Origin of the sequence: Streptomyces sp. NPDC008163 (assembly GCF_042956885.1) — a bacterium.
GTDB classification, from domain to species: Bacteria; Actinomycetota; Actinomycetes; order Streptomycetales; family Streptomycetaceae; genus Streptomyces; species Streptomyces drozdowiczii_A.
In genome coordinates, this window is record NZ_JBIBHG010000019.1 from 83,553 (window position 1) to 97,760 (window position 14,208).

Below are 14,208 nucleotides of genomic sequence, written 5' to 3' on the forward strand. Positions count from 1 at the left end.
TCAGTCGTCCTTCGGGTCGTTCAGCGCGGCCAGTGAGCGGCGCAGGATCTCGATGACGAGGTCCGCGCCCGCCCGCATCGGGTTGATGCGCACGGTCCAGTCGGCCAGTTCGGGCGAGTCGTCCAGGGCGGAGCTGGACATCCGGTAGAAGAGCGGCGTGATCTCGTAACGGGAGTTCGAACCGACGGGGAACGGGGCCGCGCCGAAGCGGGCGGCGACGGCGGGCAGTTCCCCGGCGACGGGGCGGTCGAGCCGGACGAGCAGGCACCGGTCCTGCGCGTTGGCGATCCGGACCTCGGCGACCCCGGGCACCTCGCCCGCGGCCAGCCGCTCGGCGACCTCGGCGCCCACCTGGGACTGCACCGACCACATCAGCGGTACGTGGGTGAGCGCCCGCAGCGCGTCGAGCGCCTGGTGACCCTGGACCTGGCCGCCGCCGGAGTAGTTGTCGCGGCGGATGTGCTCGATCAGGTCGCGGGCGCCGACGACGATGCCGACGCCCTCCGGCCCGTGCAGCTTGAACAGCGAGAAGCACGAGGCGTCGGCGCCCAGTTCGACCCCGGCGGCCGGAGTGCGCATCACGGCGTAGTTGTCGTCGACGACGGTGCGGACGCCTGCGGCCCGGCAGGCGGAGAGGACCGCGCCGGGGTCGTAGGAGTCGGCGAGCCGCTGCCGGGTGTGCTGGACGTACGCCCAGCGGAACCGCCCGGACTCCAGGGCCCCGCGCAGTTCGTCGGGGTCGTTGAAGTCGGCCTCGACGGTCCGGACCCCGAGGCCGCGCAGCGTGACCTCGGTGGTGCGGTAGACGGGCGCCCGGTGGATGAGGAGGGGGTCGCCCGGCCGGACGGCGGCGGTGAGCGCGGCCCGGATCGCACCGGTGCCCGCTCCCTGGACGAAGGCGGCGCCCTCGGCACCGAAGAAGTCGGCGAGGACGGCCTCGACGCGTGCGGTGGTGGCGGGGCGCCCGAGACCGGGCACGACCCCGGCGTCGGAGGCGAACAGCTGCGGGCCCTCGAAGTGGCGGGCGGTGGCCTCGATGAGCCGGAACTGCCGGGCGACGGCGTCGGCCGGGGCCACCGTCGCCAGCGGGAACGTCCGGGGGAGTACGGGGTGCATGGTCAGCTCTCTTCCACGTTCGCGCCGCTGAGGAAGCGCAGCGGATTGCGGCGGGTCATCAGGTCGATCAGGCCGTCGTCCACGCCCGCCGCACGGACCTTGGGCAGGAAGCTCCCGAAGAGGTGGCCGTAGCCTTGGCCGCCCTCGGAGGTGAGGTAGCCGTGGCGGGAGATGTCGCAGCTCAGCAGGGCCCGGTCGGCGTGCCCCGCCTCCAGGAGGGCGAGCAGGAGCCGCAGCCGGGTGTCGTCGCTCCGGTAGCCGTCCTTGCCGATGGTGTCGAAGGCGACGTACGCACCGCTGGCGGCCAGCTCCCGGTGCACCGCCGGGTCGTCCAGCAGGTCCTGATGGCCGACCGAGATCCGGTGCGGGGGCAGCCCCTCGCCGGTGAGCAGTTCCAGCTGGGCGAGTCCGCCGCGGCCGAGCTGGGCGTGGGTGGCGACGGAGAGCCCGGTGGCGAGGGCGGCCCGCGCCGAGGCACGGAGCACCTTGCTCTCCGGCGGCGTCGGGATGTCCCCGTGGCTGCCGATCTCGCCGAGGACGCCGGGGCGGATGCCGGTGGCGTCGATGCCGTGCTCGATCTCGTGGACGAGCGTGGCGGTGAGCTCCGCGACGCTGCCGCGGTCGATCTCGGGGGTGTGGAACGGCTCGTAGTACCAGCCGGTCGCGGCGACGACGGCGACCTGGGCGTCCCGGGAGATCCGGGCCAGGGTGCTCACGTCTCGGCCCATGCCGCGACAGGTCAGCTCGACGACGAGGGCGAGCCCGTACTCCTCGCGGAGCGCGGCCAGTTCGGCGGTGACGGCGGCGGTGTGCCGGCCGGCGGCGAGCACGGCGCCGCCGTCACCCCGGTGGTCGAGGTCGAGGACGAGGTGTTCGTGGGCCAGGGCGGGGCCGCGTACCGCGTCGGGGGCGATGTCTCCGAGGACGGTACGCAGCGCGGGGGCGGGGCTGTTCATCGTGGGGGGTCCTTCTGGGGTCGGCCTGCGTGATCCGGGGAGTGGGGCTATCCCTTGACCGGTGTGAACAGGTCCATCCAGTAGAGGAGGTTGAGGAGGATGCCGCCGACGATCACCGCGGCCGGTGCCGCGGCCATCCGGACGACCGGCCGGCCCATCGCCTCGTTCAGCAGGTAGAGCCCGCCGACGGTGAGGATGCCCAGACCGCCGCCCATGGCGTTGGCCGCCATCAGCGAGCCGAAGAGGATGGCCAGCTGGAGCGTCTCGCTGATCGCGCTGCGCAGGTGCTCGGAGGAGTCGCGGACGCTGGGCAGCCGCCCGAGGAGCTTGCCGATGTAGGACAGGGCCAGCACCTCGGCCGCGAAGACCAGGGCTCCGACGATGGCGGCGAGGAACGGGTTCGGCATCAGGTAGCCGATGGGGTACACCAGGGTGAAGCCCGCGATGCCGTACGCGCCGGAGGCCAGCGCGGTGGTCGCGATCAGCGGGATGAAGCCGAAGACGCGGTAGAAGTCGACCTGCGCCGCCTCGGAGTAATGCCCCTTCGCGATCAGGAAGCTGGTCGCCTCGCCGCCGCCGAATATGTGCATCTGGGCGAGCACACAGACCCCCGCGCCCAGCACCATGAACAGGGGCAGGTACCTGCGGAGCCGGGCCGCACTGGCGCTGAAGAGCGAGGCCATCGGGTCGTCGCCCTCGACGACTGGCTCGCTCACCCCTGCCGCCCTGTCCGCCTTGCGCTGGGCGAGGTCCTTGGCGACGGCGAGACCGATGAGCATCAGCACACCGACGGCCATCGCCAGCGCACCGGCGAACATGTTGGGCCACAGCTTCATGGTCATGACGACCAGGGCGAACTCCAGCAGTCCCGCGACGCCGCCCCACTTGCGGCCGAACTGCTTGGTGATGGCCAGCACCGGGAACAGCGTGAAGAGGAAGAGGATCGGCGTCGACATCTGCTGCATGGCGGTGATGAAGTCGACCGGCAGGTCATGGGCCACATTGTTGGCCCCGTCGAGCCCGAAGACGACGACCGCGCCCCAGGCGCCGCCGAGGATCGGCGCGAGCCACTTCTTCGGCGACAGCATGCCGAGGATGTCGGTGGGCAGGAAGAGGAGCCACGGGTTCAGCACCCCGGTGGACAGGGCCATCGGGGCACCGAGCCCGAAGATGAACCCGGCCGAGAGGCCGAACGAGACCGCCGTCGTCGCGCTGCGCGTGGTGCGCCCCTGGATGAAGTCCAGGAGGAACGGCCGTACGCCGTCGTTGAAGACGGCCAGCGCCATGTGGGAGATGTACGCGGTCAGCGCGCAGAGGGCTATGACGGTCAGTTGCTGGGCCAGCGAGAAATCGAGGCTCGTACCGGCTGCGAGTGTCGTACTCACGGGGTCACTCCTTCGTGCCCGGGGTGATTCAGAGCGGGGAGGCTGGGGTCAGCCGCGGGCGGCGATGGCGCGCGCCATGAGGGGAGCGATGGTGTCGATCTGGTCCATCGAGAAGCCGAAGACCTTCTTGCCCTCGTCCAGCAGGGCGGTGACCTGCTCCTCGGTGGGGATGGTGCGGCCGAAGGTGTGGCAGACGGCGCTGCCCATCAGGCCCACGAGGACGCCGAGCGAGGCACCGGCGCCCGTGTGACAGGTGCCCAGGTAGTAGTCGGCCTGGGCGACGCGCAGCTTCATCGCGGCGTCCATGTCGCTGGAGGCGGTGACCTCCAGGCCCTCGATGCCGAGCTGCTTGATGGTCTGGGTGACCTCGGTCTTGCCGACGCCGCCCGCGAGAATCTTCGTCATGTCGTGCTTCTTTCCGGATGGTGGGGGACGGGATGGTTCAGGAGGAGGGCGCGGCGGGTGCCTGCTGGGCCAGTACCGCGAGGTGCATGCCGAGGAAGTTGACCTCGGACTCCGGGAGGGCGGCTCCGAGTTCGCGCCGGGCGCGCTCGGCGACGGCACGGGCGCGGGTGACGGCCTCGGGGTGTCCGGCCAGTTCGGCGGCGACCTGGTCGTCGGTGAGGAACTGCTCGACGGCCTCGCCGTCGAGGAGCCGGGTGAGCGCCATCATCAGGTGGCTGGTGAGCATGCCCGCGGTCGCCTCGGTCACGGTGTTGCCCTCCGCCTCCAGGGCGGCGAGCTCGGCCGTGACGAAGTCGGCCACCTCGGGCTTGATCTGTCCGCCTTCGCGGAAGAGCTGAAGCCGCAGGGCCAGCTGGTCGTCCATGGCCATCCTCCTTAAATCGACAGTAACCAGGATTCTGTATTTTGATGAGGGCGAAGGTCCCGTCAGGGGCAGGACCTTCGTCCCGACCCAGGGCTCAGTACGAGGGCAGACGGGTGCCCTCGATCACCTCGCGCTGGAGCGAGGTGATCAGTGGGAGATCCAGGGAGTCCCGGACGGCTTCCAGGGCCTTGGCCCCGTCGGTCCGGCCGATGACGGCCGCGCTCGAGTTGCGCAGCGACAGCTCGCGGGTGACCTCGTCGCCCAGCGGAAGCACGTCGACGCCGAATCCGAGCCGGTCCTGCACCTCGTCCAGGTTCCAGACGGTCGCGTCGACCTCTTCGCGGGCGAAGAGGTCGGGCAGTTGCATGTACGAGGCCTCCAGCAGCCGGACGTCCGGGCGCCCGGCGAAGACCAGGTCGACCAGCATGCGCAGATCCTCCGACGCGTGGTCCACCGCGACCCGCAACCCCGGCGTGTCCAGGTCCACGCCGTGGCGCAGGAGCATGCCGTGCGCGCCGACGTAGGTGGCCGGTCCCAGGTCGGCCACCAGCTCCACCGGATGCTCGGCGATCAGTTCGTCGGCGGCGAAGCGGGACAGGACGACGAGGTCGACCTTGCCGTCGAGCAGGGCTGCGGTACGGGCCCCGGCGCCTCGCATGAACGTGATCGCGAAGGGTGCGCCGGCCTCCTCGAAGGCGCCGCGGAGCCCGGTGGCCAGGCCCTCGTACCGGCGGGAGTACGGAAGGGGCATCGCGGCCAGCAGCGTTCCGAGCCCGGAGAGCCGCCAGAGTATGGAGCGGTCCGAGTGGGCGAGGAAGGTGCCCAGGTGTCCCCGGGCGGTGGTCTTGATGGCGCCGGACTCCTCCAGAAGCTGCAGGGCCGCCTGGACCGTGCCGTTGCCGCAGCCCAGTTCCTCCGCGTAGTCCCGCACCCGGGGCAGCCGGGTGTCCGGCTCATGGTTGAGCAGCAGGACCGCGAGCTGGCGGGCGGCCAGCCCGTTGCGCGTGAGGAAGCGGTCATCGAAGGCGTTCACGAAGGGAACAGTAAACAGGATTCTGGATATTGACAAGGGTTCTCGCCGGAAGCGCGATCGGGCGGCCCCCGTCGCCGCCCTGGCGCTCGGGGGAGCTGCGCGCGGTGCAAGAAGGGGGCGGAGCCGGGCCTCCACCGGCACACGCGGACCGGGGGGTGGTGCCGTCCCGTGACCACGGAACGGCACCATCCCCGCGCGTCGGCTGCGTCAGCCGACGTTCGGGCCGTTGTCGTTCGACACGTTCAGACCGAAGCGGGCCTTGAGCACCGGGGCGCCCAGGCCGACCGGGTGCCCAGCCACAGCTTGCCGCCCTCGGCATGGTTCTCGTACTCGAAGAACGTATGAGGGCTCGCATCGGAGGCCTTCATGACGGGGAGAAGGTCGCACGGCGAACGAAAGATGAACTCGCTTACGGGGCACGGCAGTCGGCTCCAGCGGCTGGTCCGGGGCGAGGACGGGGGCAGCGCTCGCGCCCGTACCGCCTCAGCCGTCGACCAGACGGCGCAACGCGCGGCGAGCCAGCGGCGCGTACGCGATCACGACCGGTGCGGGCCCGTCCAGGCGCACCTCGGCTTCCGTGCCGATCGGCGTGGCGGCCCGAACGGTGTGCCACAGACGCATCCTCACCGGGCCCACCCGCACGCGCCACCGCCAGGTACGGGCCTGATGGTCGACGGCCTCGACGACGAAGCCGACGCCGGGCCCCACCACGGGCATCACCCGACCGCGCATCCCCACCCGCAACTCCGCTTCCGCGTCTACGGCCCGGATCTGCGGAGCCCACGTGCTCCACGCGGCCGTTCGCACGTACCGAAGCCAGACCGATTCCACACTCGCCGCGCCCGCGGCGCGCACCGTTTTCCGCACCTTCCCACCATGCGCACAGATGGCCGGAGCGCGCTGGTCGGAGAAGGTCCTGCCGACCCCACGGGGCCGCGAACGGACGTGTGCGGGAGGGGCCGGTTCCCCGTCCGTTCAGACAGAGGGGTGGTTGCCCGGGCCGTTGTGTGTCCTGGCGAGCGGTGTGGGGGAGAGGTCGGCAGGTTCCTCGCCCCGCTCCATGAGAGTTTCGGCTCCCCCGACGATCAGCGGGTCGGGCTCACCGATGGCCTCACGGTCCTTGTTGTCGTAAGGGATGCGCCACAGCAGACTGCGCATCGCCTCCAGGCGCCCACGCCGTTTGTCGTTGTTCTTGACGACGGTCCAGGGCGCGCACTCGGTGTCGGTCGCACGGAACATCGCAACCTTGGCCTTTGTGTAGGCGTCCCACAGGTCGAGTGAGGCGACATCGGTCGGCGACAGCTTCCACCGCCGCAGGGGGTCCACCTGCCGGATCGCGAAGCGGGTGCGTTGCTCCGCCTGCGAGACCGAGAACCAGAACTTGATCAGGATGATCCCGTCGTCCACGAGCATTTCCTCGAAGACGGGGCACTGGCGAAGAAACCGGGTGTACTCCTCATCGGTGCAGAATCCCATCACCTTTTCCACGCCGGCACGGTTGTACCAGGAACGGTCGAAGAACACGATCTCCCCGCGCGCGGGCAGGTGCGGTACATACCGCTGGAAGTACCACTGGCCCGCCTCGCGCTCGGACGGTTTGTCCAGGGCCACGATCCGTGCGCCACGAGGGTTGAGCCGTTCGCTGAAGCGCTGAATCGTTCCCCCCTTGCCGGCCGCGTCGCGTCCCTCGAAAAGGGCGACGATTCTGGCCCCGGACTCCTGAGCCCACCGTTGGAGCTTCAGCAGCTCGATCTGCAGAACACGCTTGGTGCGCTCGTACTCCTTGCGCCGCAGTCTGTGGTCGTAGGGATGGTTGTCGCGCCACGTCTGGATGGCCTCGCCCGAATCGTCCAGCAGCATCGGGCGCTCGGGCCGGCTTTCGTCCACGCTCAGCCCACGCAGCAGCCGCGCTCGCTCTTCTGCCTCATTCATGCCGTTCGCCGTACCCCCGGGTGCTTTGCTTACGCTTTGCCATGGGTGAGTCGTAATCGTTTCGACGGGATCGGCGCTCGCAGACCTGACCGCACCATAACGCGGGGCGGCCGGAGCCATCCGGAACCTGGGCCCCGACGCTCCGAGACCCGCACCTGTACGCGGCGGAGCGCGTATCAGCGATTGCGGCGGGCGATCGAGACGTTCAGGGCGGTGGCGAACAGGCACCAGCCGGCATAGGGCAGCAGACCCTTGGCGGCGGCGGTGTCGATACGCTGCGTGCGACGGATCAGCTCGGCGTTGCTCATGTCGAGCACCAAGGTTCCCAGGACTCCGCCCCATGGGCTGCGGCGGGCGAAGAACGCCCAGTTCCACGCCGCGTTCAGGGCCAGATTCACCCCTAGGCTTGCGGCCAGCACGCGGCGTTCGCGCGCCCGGGTCCGCCCGAGAGCCCGCCCGCCACTCCACGCGATCGATGCGTACAACGGTGTCCACACGGCACCGAAGGCCCAAGGCGGAGGCTGCCACGGCGGCTTGTCCAGCCCGCGGTACCAGGTGCTGTCCGGATCGACCGCCTTCGCACCGGTCACCGCGCACGCGGTGACCGCCGCCGCGGTGAGCGCGTAGGGGCCCCATGACCCGCGCGTCGGGGAACCGCCATGCCGGGGTGCGTGGATGTGCCTCATGGTGCACGCCTTCCCCGTCGGCCGGTCCGCCACGCGGGCGGGGGAGCTGATCGCGCCTCCCGGCACTGCGACGTCACACCGCGCCCCCCACGCGGCGCCGCCGGCGGCCCCGTCACTCGGGGTCGAGGGCGGTCGGAGGTTCAGCCCGGGGTCAGGGCGGGCGCGGAGGGCCGCCGACCCGTCCCCCCGGTCCACCGATGCGGCTCACCACGGCCGGATCGGACACACCCCCACCCGACGCCCTCGGCCGTCCAGCACATGCCCCATCCGCTTCACGGTGCGGACGCCGAGGACGCGCTCGGTGATCTCCAGGCTCGGGAGCCGGCCACAGGCCGCCGTCTCGCGCTGCTGCACCGAGCCGATGTCGTGCAGCCAGTACGTGGCGAGCACGTTGGCGGACCCGGTGACGGCGGCCAGCAGCCGGCACTCAGGGAGCGCGGCGAGGGTGCGGTGCAGGCGGTTGACGTCGTGCACCGCGGCCCGGCCGCGGAACGTGACCGAGACCGGCAGCCCCGACACCGCGGGTGCCATGTCGCAGCGAAACGCCACGATGCCGCCCGCCACCAGCCGGTTCAGGCGCCGCCGGACGGTGGCGGCGCTCCCGCCGGTGAGTTCGGCCAGCTCACTGAGCCGTGTCCGCCCGTCCCTGACCAACGCGTCGAGCATGACGTGGTCCGTCGCGGTCAGGTCCGCCGACCCGGCCGACCCGTCCACGGCTCCGCCCCGGCCCAGCACGGAGAGCTGGGCGGCGTCGAGAGAACCCAGCCGCCAGCGGGAGCCCTCCGTATAGAGCGAGGTGGCGAAAGCGCACTCCAGACCGAGGACATCGGGCAGGACGGCCAGTTCCTCGTCCACGAACCGGTGGAGGCCTGCCAGATCGGGCGCCAGCACGTCCAGCATGAGGTCGGCCTTCCCCGGCGCGGTGAGTTCGACCGTCACCGCCTCGGGCATCCCCGACAACCGCTCCGCGAGGCGCCGGCGGGCTCCCGGGGCGCAGCGGACGAAGACGAAGGCGGAGCAACCGCTGCGAGAGAAGGCGGGGCCGGGCACCGCCGACACCCAGGCCAGGCCCTCTCCGCTGAGCCGTTCCCAGCGGCGCGCCACGGTCACCGCCGTCGTACCGAGCAGCGGTGCCAAATCCGTCCAGGCCGCCCGCGGCCGAACCTGCAAGGAGTGCACGAGAGCGAGGTCCAGTTCGCTCACCATGACCGAATCCAACAAGGAAACCTCACTCACCGACGATTCTCATCAATTTTCCGCTCTGCTCGCTGCCCGGTCGCACCCTAGGCCCTGTCGTCACATTCCCGTCTGCCGGGCGACGCCCGGCCCGCCCTCCGGGCGGACGACGGCAATGTGACGACAGGGCCTAGCCACCACGTCGTATTCCAGCCAAGAGAAAGAGGGTGAGACCGTGAGGAATGCCATCAGCCGGGGACGGGGACTGATCGCGACGATGTGCGTGATCGTGGTCTGCAGTGGCGTCGTCCAGGGCTATCTGACCCCGCTGCTGCCCGTCGTGGGCGCGCACGTCGGCATCGGCGCCGTGGGTCAGAACAACCTGTACCTGTTGTCGCAGATCGCCTTCACGGTCCTCACCCCGCTGCTGTCGCGGTGGGGCGACATGTGGGGCCACAACCGGCTGCTGCTGATCGCCGTCGCCATGGTCACCACCGGATCGCTGCTGATCGCCGTCCGGCCGACCACCACCACCCTGGCCCTGGGCATGGTGCTCCAGAGCTCCGTGGTCGGCTTCTTCCCGCTGCTCGCGGGCATTCTGCGCTCCCGCTCACCCGAACACGGCCGGATCGGCATGTCGGTGCTGGTCGGCGCGCTGCTGCTGTCCATCGGCGTCGGCGGCTACGTGGCCGGAACCCTCAGCGACGAGCACGCCCTCGCCGGGCTGTGGACCGCGGTCCCCTTCTGCGCCCTCGCGTTGATCGCCACTACGGTCCTGCCGACGAGCACCGCCGCCCGTGCCGGCCGCTTCAACTCCGTCGCCGCGCTCCTGCTCACTCTCGGTCTCGGCGTCCTGATGCTCGTCCTCACCGAAGGCGCCTCCTGGGGCTGGGCGTCGGCGTACTCCCTGCTGGCGGTCCTCGCGGCCCTGCTTCTGCTCGCCGCCTGGATCCGCGTCGAACAGCGCTCCGCGCACCCACTGGTCGACCTCCGCCTGCTGCGCAACCCTCGCCTCGCCGCGGTCAGCGCCCACACCTTCTGCATCGCCTTCGGAGCGATCGGCTTCCTCGGCGCCAACTCCGTCTACCTCGGCACCGCACCGGACGGCCACGGGTTCGGGCTCGGCCTGGGCGCCCAGGACATCTCCCTGATCTCCCTTGCCATGGTCGCCGTCGGCTTCACGGGCTCCACCTTGACGCCCCGTCTGGCCCGGGCCGTCGGCGACCGCACCGTCCTCGGAGTGGGCGGCTTCGTGGGTGCGACCGGTTTCCTCAGCCTCGTCCTCTTCCACTCCTCCGTGCCGCAGTATCTGGTCGGCGCGCTGACCGTGGGCCTGGCCACCGGCATGTTCGAGGCCGCCACCCGGTCCCTTTCGGTCGAAGTGGTCGACGAGGCCGAGACCGCGCTGTCCGTCGGTGTCAACGAGATGGCCCTCTCCCTCGGCGCGGCGATCGGCGCGGCCGTGATCGGCGCCCTGTGGGCCTGCCACGCCACGACCGGAGGCGCCGTCACCGGCGCCGGTTACCAGTGGGCCTGGGCCGCCTGCGCGGTGGTCGCGCTCGCCGGAGCCGCCGTCGCCCTGCTCTTCCGCGCCCCGCCGGCGCCCCTCATCCCCGAGGCCGGCGCCGTCTCCGCCGGGAGGACCGTGTGACCACCACGACCACAACGGTGCGCGACCGCGCTCGCGCCGAGGCCGCCGCCGCCGTGAGGACCCACGAGCAGAGCCTTCTCGCGCTGAGCCACAGCCTGCACGCCGAACCCGAGACGGCCATGCAGGAACACCGGTCGGCAGCCAAGATCGCGTCCATCGCCGAGGACGCCGGGTTCGAGGTCACCCGCGGAGCGGCCGGCCTGCCGACCGCCTTCGTCGCCACCCGCGGAAGCGGCGTCCTGGTGGTGGCCCTGTGCGCCGAGTACGACGCGCTGCCCGACATCGGACATGCCTGCGGACACAACGTCAACGGCGCCGCCTCGGTCGGCGCCGCCCTCGGCCTCGCCGCTGTCGCCGACCTCCTCGGCATCACCGTGAAGCTCGTCGGCACACCAGCCGAGGAGGACATCGGCGGCAAGGCGCTGCTGCTGGAAGCCGGTGTCTTCGACGACGTGGCCGCCGCCTTCATGGCGCACGCCGCGCCGGAGGACTCCGTGGGCGCCTCCTCGCTGGCCATCGGCGCCTGGGACGTCGTCTACCGGGGCAAACCCGCCCACGCCGCGCTCGCCCCCTGGGAAGGAGTCAACGCCCTGGACGCGATCACCCTGGCCCACACCGCTGTGGGCCTGCTGCGTCAGCAACTGCCTCCAGGCACCCTGGTCCACGACGTCGTCTTCGAGGCCGGTCGCGCGGTCAACGTCATCCCCGAGACGGCCCGAGCCCGCTACGAGCTGCGCGCCCGCACCACCGAGGACCTCGATCACGCCCGCCGCAAGGTACGGGCCTGTCTGGAGGCGGCCGCGCTCGCCACCGGCGCCGAACTCGAACTCACGCCGCACGGAGCGGACTTCGCCGACCTGCGCCAGGACGAGTTCCTCACCGCGGCCTACACCCGTGCGGCCCGCTCCCTGGGCCGCGACCCCGTGGACCGCGGGGGTGAGGTCATGGCCTCCACCGACATGGGAAACCTCTCTCACGTGCTCCCGGCCCTCCACCCCACCATCGGCTACGACACCGAGGGCGCCCACCACCACACCGCCCCCTTCGCCCGCTACGGCAACTCCCCGGGTGCCGACCGCGCCGTACTCGACGCCGCAACCGCCCTCGCCCACGTCGGCGTGGAGCTGGCGACCGATACGGAGCAGAGGCGACGCTGTCTTGGGCTTCTCGCCGACCGGCGACGAACGGAGACGGCCTCCCTGTGACATGACGCGCCGGGCAGATCTCTCTCACTGCCATTCCCGCCTGACGACGGAGCGGGCCCCCGGCCTTTCCGGCCGGGGGCCCGCGTATGCCGAGCCGTACGGGTCAGCTGCGGCGTGTTTTGCGCCATCCGAAGGGGCCGGGGAGGTTCATCGAGGTGGTCCGGCGCCCGGTGCTGCTGCGCGTGTGGTGGGGTCCGTGCTTGCCCCCCGTGGTGATCGACCAGGACTTCCGGTTGATGTTGAGGCGGACACCGGGCAGGATCCGGAAGCTCTTGCGGAATGTCAGCGGCATGACGTCTCACTTTCTCGTGCGCGCCGGGGTGCGCGGTCCCACTGATCCTGTCTTCGAAGCCAGTTGACACTCCTGTGCCCCGCACCGCGCGTTTCAAGCCGTCCGAAACGCGGTGCGTCGGTGGGCTGTTGGCGTCGTCGACGAGGAAGAGGCAGACGTCGCCGGTCCTGACGGATCACACCCTCATCCGACTCCACCGCCCTGGAGGGTGGCGAGCCAGTCGGTCAGCAGGCGGCTGACCTCGTCGGGACGTTCCTGCTGGATCCAGTGGCCGCATCCGTCCAGGAGGTGGGAGGCGGCCAGGGCGGGCAGGGTGGTGGGGTAGGCGTCGATGGCGTCGGCCATCCAGGTGGTGGAGGCGTCCAGGGCACCCCCGATGAACAAGGCGGGCTGCTTGACCGGGGCTCCGCGGTGCGGGGCGAGGTCTTCCCAGTCCCGGTCCATGTTGCGGTAGCGGTTGAGCGCGCCGGTGATCCCCGTACGCTCGAACTCTCCGGAGTAGAAGTCGAGATCGTCCTCGCTCAGCCAGGCCGGGAGCGCCCCCGTGGGGAAGCGGTCGCGGAGCCGGCCGCCGGACCGGGCCACGAAGTGCGGGTCGGGTTCGCCCCGGGCGGGCATGGTGTCGGCGGACAGAGCAGCGTAGAAGCCCGCGAGCCAGCCCCGGACGTCGGGCTCGATCTCCGCCTCGGCCCGGCCCTCCTCCTGGAAGTAGGAGACGTAGAACTCCTGCTCGGGACCGCCGATCCGGCCGAAGACGTCGGTGGGGCGGGGGCCGCCGGGCGGTGCGTAAGGGACGCTCAGCAGGCCGACGGCGCGGAAGACCTCGGGATGGAGCAGAGCGGAGACGGAGGCGATGTTGGAACCCCAGTCGTGGCCGACGACCACCGCGCTCTCCTCACCGAGGGCGCGTACGACAGCAACGTTGTCCTCCACCAGTTCGAGCATCCGGTAGGCGTCGGTCGACTCCGGCTTGGAGGAACGGCCGTAGCCCCGCACATCGATCGCCACCGTCCGGTAACCGGCCTCGGCGAGGGCCGGGATCTGGTGGCGCCAGGAGTACCAGGACTCGGGAAAGCCGTGCAGGAGCAGGACCAGCGGGCCGGCGCCCTGCTCCACCAGGTGCAGGCGCCCGGCCGGAACCTCAACGGTACGGTGACGGAGTTCGGAGCACGGCTCGGACTGCATGGAGGCTTCTCCCGGGTGCGCGGGTGGACGAGGATACGCAGCGATCATGCGACGCGGCCCGCACTCGACGCGAGCAGGCTTGCCGTTCTGGCAAACCTGCGGGACGGGGCGGTGGGGGGCGGGGCGCGTGCGGCTCAGCGATCCCTTTTCCGGCCCAGTCGCGGAGAGACGAGGCTCGATGGAGGACGTATGTCGAAGAGCGAGGTGGGCGCGCTACGCTGCTGACGACACGTCAAAACGGTGCATCAGGGGGACTGAGCATGCCGCAGGAGCCATGGGCGGGACTGTCCGAGGCGATCAGCGCGATTCGGGCCGAGTTGGAGCAGGCGATGACCGATGGTCATGGGCACGCGATCCAGTTCCGCACGGGGCCGGTGGAGATCGAGTTCGCTGTCGACGTCAAGAAGGACGGCCAGGCCGGTGCCAAGGTTTCGGTCCTGCCATGGAGCGTCGGCGCGGAGGCGAAGGCCGGATACGCGGCAGGCGCCACTTCGCGCCTGAAGATCACTTTGCAGCCCGTTGACGAGCACGGCGCGGATCAGAGAATTGGCGCCCATACCCCCGAGCGCCCCCGCTAGGCCCTGTCGTCGAATTCCCGTCTGCCGGGCGGACGACGGCAATGTGACGACAGGGTCTAGGGGGTGTCTTGTCGATCAGGGTCGGATCAGGCCGCGGCGTCTGGTGCGGTGCATCGCAAGGCGCCGGAGCGTCGTGATAGCGGAGCTATTGGGGCGTTTCGGCAACGCCGCGAGGTGCCGTGCC

Annotated in this window: 15 protein-coding genes; 3 read left to right on the plus strand and 12 right to left on the minus strand. The window is 70.9% G+C overall.

All coding sequences use genetic code 11. The annotated features are described in order from the left end of the window. From ACFZAT_RS31945 to ACFZAT_RS31990, 10 genes are all read right to left on the minus strand, one after another. A complete protein-coding gene (locus ACFZAT_RS31945; protein WP_391269174.1) occupies nucleotides 1-1,116 on the minus strand; it encodes an aminotransferase class V-fold PLP-dependent enzyme in 1,116 nt (371 codons plus the stop codon). Between the two features lie 2 nt (nucleotides 1,117-1,118). Then, a complete protein-coding gene (locus tag ACFZAT_RS31950) occupies nucleotides 1,119-2,072 on the minus strand; it encodes a phosphotriesterase (RefSeq protein WP_391269175.1) in 954 nt (317 codons plus the stop codon). A 47-nt stretch (nucleotides 2,073-2,119) separates the two neighbouring features. Then, a complete protein-coding gene (locus ACFZAT_RS31955) occupies nucleotides 2,120-3,457 on the minus strand; it encodes a YhfT family protein (RefSeq protein WP_391269177.1) in 1,338 nt (445 codons plus the stop codon). Nucleotides 3,458-3,505: 48 nt separating this feature from the next. After that, nucleotides 3,506-3,862 carry a DUF2620 family protein gene (locus ACFZAT_RS31960; RefSeq protein WP_391269179.1) on the minus strand — a complete coding sequence of 119 codons (357 nt, stop codon included), beginning with the start codon at nucleotides 3,860-3,862 and terminating at the stop codon, nucleotides 3,506-3,508. 37 nt (nucleotides 3,863-3,899) lie between these two features. Then, a complete protein-coding gene (locus ACFZAT_RS31965; RefSeq protein WP_391269180.1) occupies nucleotides 3,900-4,286 on the minus strand; it encodes a transcriptional antiterminator in 387 nt (128 codons plus the stop codon). 94 nt (nucleotides 4,287-4,380) lie between these two features. Continuing rightward, complete coding sequence (gene yhfZ, locus ACFZAT_RS31970) at nucleotides 4,381-5,319, minus strand: GntR family transcriptional regulator YhfZ (protein ID WP_391269182.1); 939 nt, start codon at nucleotides 5,317-5,319, stop codon at nucleotides 4,381-4,383. Nucleotides 5,320-5,802: 483 nt separating this feature from the next. Next, the gene (locus ACFZAT_RS31975; RefSeq protein WP_391269184.1) at nucleotides 5,803-6,057 is read right to left on the minus strand and encodes an SRPBCC family protein; all 255 of its coding nucleotides are present in this window, start codon (nucleotides 6,055-6,057) and stop codon (nucleotides 5,803-5,805) included. 237 nt (nucleotides 6,058-6,294) lie between these two features. After that, nucleotides 6,295-7,251, minus strand: a complete 957-nt coding sequence (gene ppk2, locus ACFZAT_RS31980; protein ID WP_391269186.1) for a polyphosphate kinase 2 — start codon at nucleotides 7,249-7,251, stop codon at nucleotides 6,295-6,297. A 176-nt stretch (nucleotides 7,252-7,427) separates the two neighbouring features. Then, nucleotides 7,428-7,937, minus strand: a complete 510-nt coding sequence (locus ACFZAT_RS31985; RefSeq protein ID WP_391269188.1) for a tryptophan-rich sensory protein — start codon at nucleotides 7,935-7,937, stop codon at nucleotides 7,428-7,430. A gap of 204 nt (nucleotides 7,938-8,141) precedes the next feature. Further along, nucleotides 8,142-9,143: an AsnC family transcriptional regulator gene (locus tag ACFZAT_RS31990; protein ID WP_391269190.1), complete on the minus strand. Its 1,002-nt coding sequence runs from the start codon at nucleotides 9,141-9,143 to the stop codon at nucleotides 8,142-8,144. Between the two features lie 205 nt (nucleotides 9,144-9,348). Here ACFZAT_RS31990 and ACFZAT_RS31995 point away from each other — a divergent pair, with 205 nt between their 5' ends. Then, nucleotides 9,349-10,764 (plus strand): MFS transporter, encoded by a 1,416-nt coding sequence (locus ACFZAT_RS31995; RefSeq protein ID WP_391269193.1) that lies wholly within the window; start codon nucleotides 9,349-9,351, stop codon nucleotides 10,762-10,764. Continuing rightward, on the plus strand, nucleotides 10,761-11,969 hold the full coding sequence (locus ACFZAT_RS32000) for an amidohydrolase (RefSeq protein ID WP_391269195.1): 1,209 nt from the start codon (nucleotides 10,761-10,763) through the stop codon (nucleotides 11,967-11,969). Before ACFZAT_RS31995 ends, ACFZAT_RS32000 begins: the two co-directional genes overlap by 4 nt. A 103-nt stretch (nucleotides 11,970-12,072) precedes the next feature. On the opposite strand, the gene ACFZAT_RS32005 is transcribed toward ACFZAT_RS32000, so the two are convergent. Both ACFZAT_RS32005 and ACFZAT_RS32010 read right to left on the minus strand, forming a co-directional pair. Further along, nucleotides 12,073-12,261, minus strand: coding sequence for a DUF4236 domain-containing protein (locus tag ACFZAT_RS32005; RefSeq protein ID WP_391269198.1), 189 nt, complete (start codon nucleotides 12,259-12,261; stop codon nucleotides 12,073-12,075). A gap of 183 nt (nucleotides 12,262-12,444) precedes the next feature. Then, nucleotides 12,445-13,446, minus strand: a complete 1,002-nt coding sequence (locus ACFZAT_RS32010) for an alpha/beta fold hydrolase (protein WP_391269200.1) — start codon at nucleotides 13,444-13,446, stop codon at nucleotides 12,445-12,447. A gap of 260 nt (nucleotides 13,447-13,706) precedes the next feature. Between ACFZAT_RS32010 and ACFZAT_RS32015 the strand changes: the two genes are divergently transcribed. After that, on the plus strand, nucleotides 13,707-14,024 hold the full coding sequence (locus ACFZAT_RS32015) for a trypco2 family protein (RefSeq protein WP_391269202.1): 318 nt from the start codon (nucleotides 13,707-13,709) through the stop codon (nucleotides 14,022-14,024). The last annotated feature ends 184 nt before the right edge of the window (nucleotides 14,025-14,208 follow it).

Bases quoted from the DNA above. Each gene is read 5' to 3' on its own strand.
- ACFZAT_RS31945 (WP_391269174.1), bottom strand. From the start codon at position 1,116: ATGCACCCCGTACTCCCCCGGACGTTCCCGCTGGCGACGGTGGCCCCG.
- ACFZAT_RS31950 (WP_391269175.1), bottom strand. From the start codon at position 2,072: ATGAACAGCCCCGCCCCCGCGCTGCGTACCGTCCTCGGAGACATCGCC.
- ACFZAT_RS31960 (WP_391269179.1), bottom strand. From the start codon at position 3,862: ATGACGAAGATTCTCGCGGGCGGCGTCGGCAAGACCGAGGTCACCCAG.
- ACFZAT_RS31965 (WP_391269180.1), bottom strand. From the start codon at position 4,286: ATGGACGACCAGCTGGCCCTGCGGCTTCAGCTCTTCCGCGAAGGCGGA.
- ppk2 (WP_391269186.1), bottom strand. From the start codon at position 7,251: ATGAATGAGGCAGAAGAGCGAGCGCGGCTGCTGCGTGGGCTGAGCGTG.
- ACFZAT_RS31985 (WP_391269188.1), bottom strand. From the start codon at position 7,937: ATGAGGCACATCCACGCACCCCGGCATGGCGGTTCCCCGACGCGCGGG.
- ACFZAT_RS31990 (WP_391269190.1), bottom strand. From the start codon at position 9,143: ATGGTGAGCGAACTGGACCTCGCTCTCGTGCACTCCTTGCAGGTTCGG.
- ACFZAT_RS32005 (WP_391269198.1), bottom strand. From the start codon at position 12,261: ATGCCGCTGACATTCCGCAAGAGCTTCCGGATCCTGCCCGGTGTCCGC.
- ACFZAT_RS32010 (WP_391269200.1), bottom strand. From the start codon at position 13,446: ATGCAGTCCGAGCCGTGCTCCGAACTCCGTCACCGTACCGTTGAGGTT.
- ACFZAT_RS32015 (WP_391269202.1), top strand. From the start codon at position 13,707: ATGCCGCAGGAGCCATGGGCGGGACTGTCCGAGGCGATCAGCGCGATT.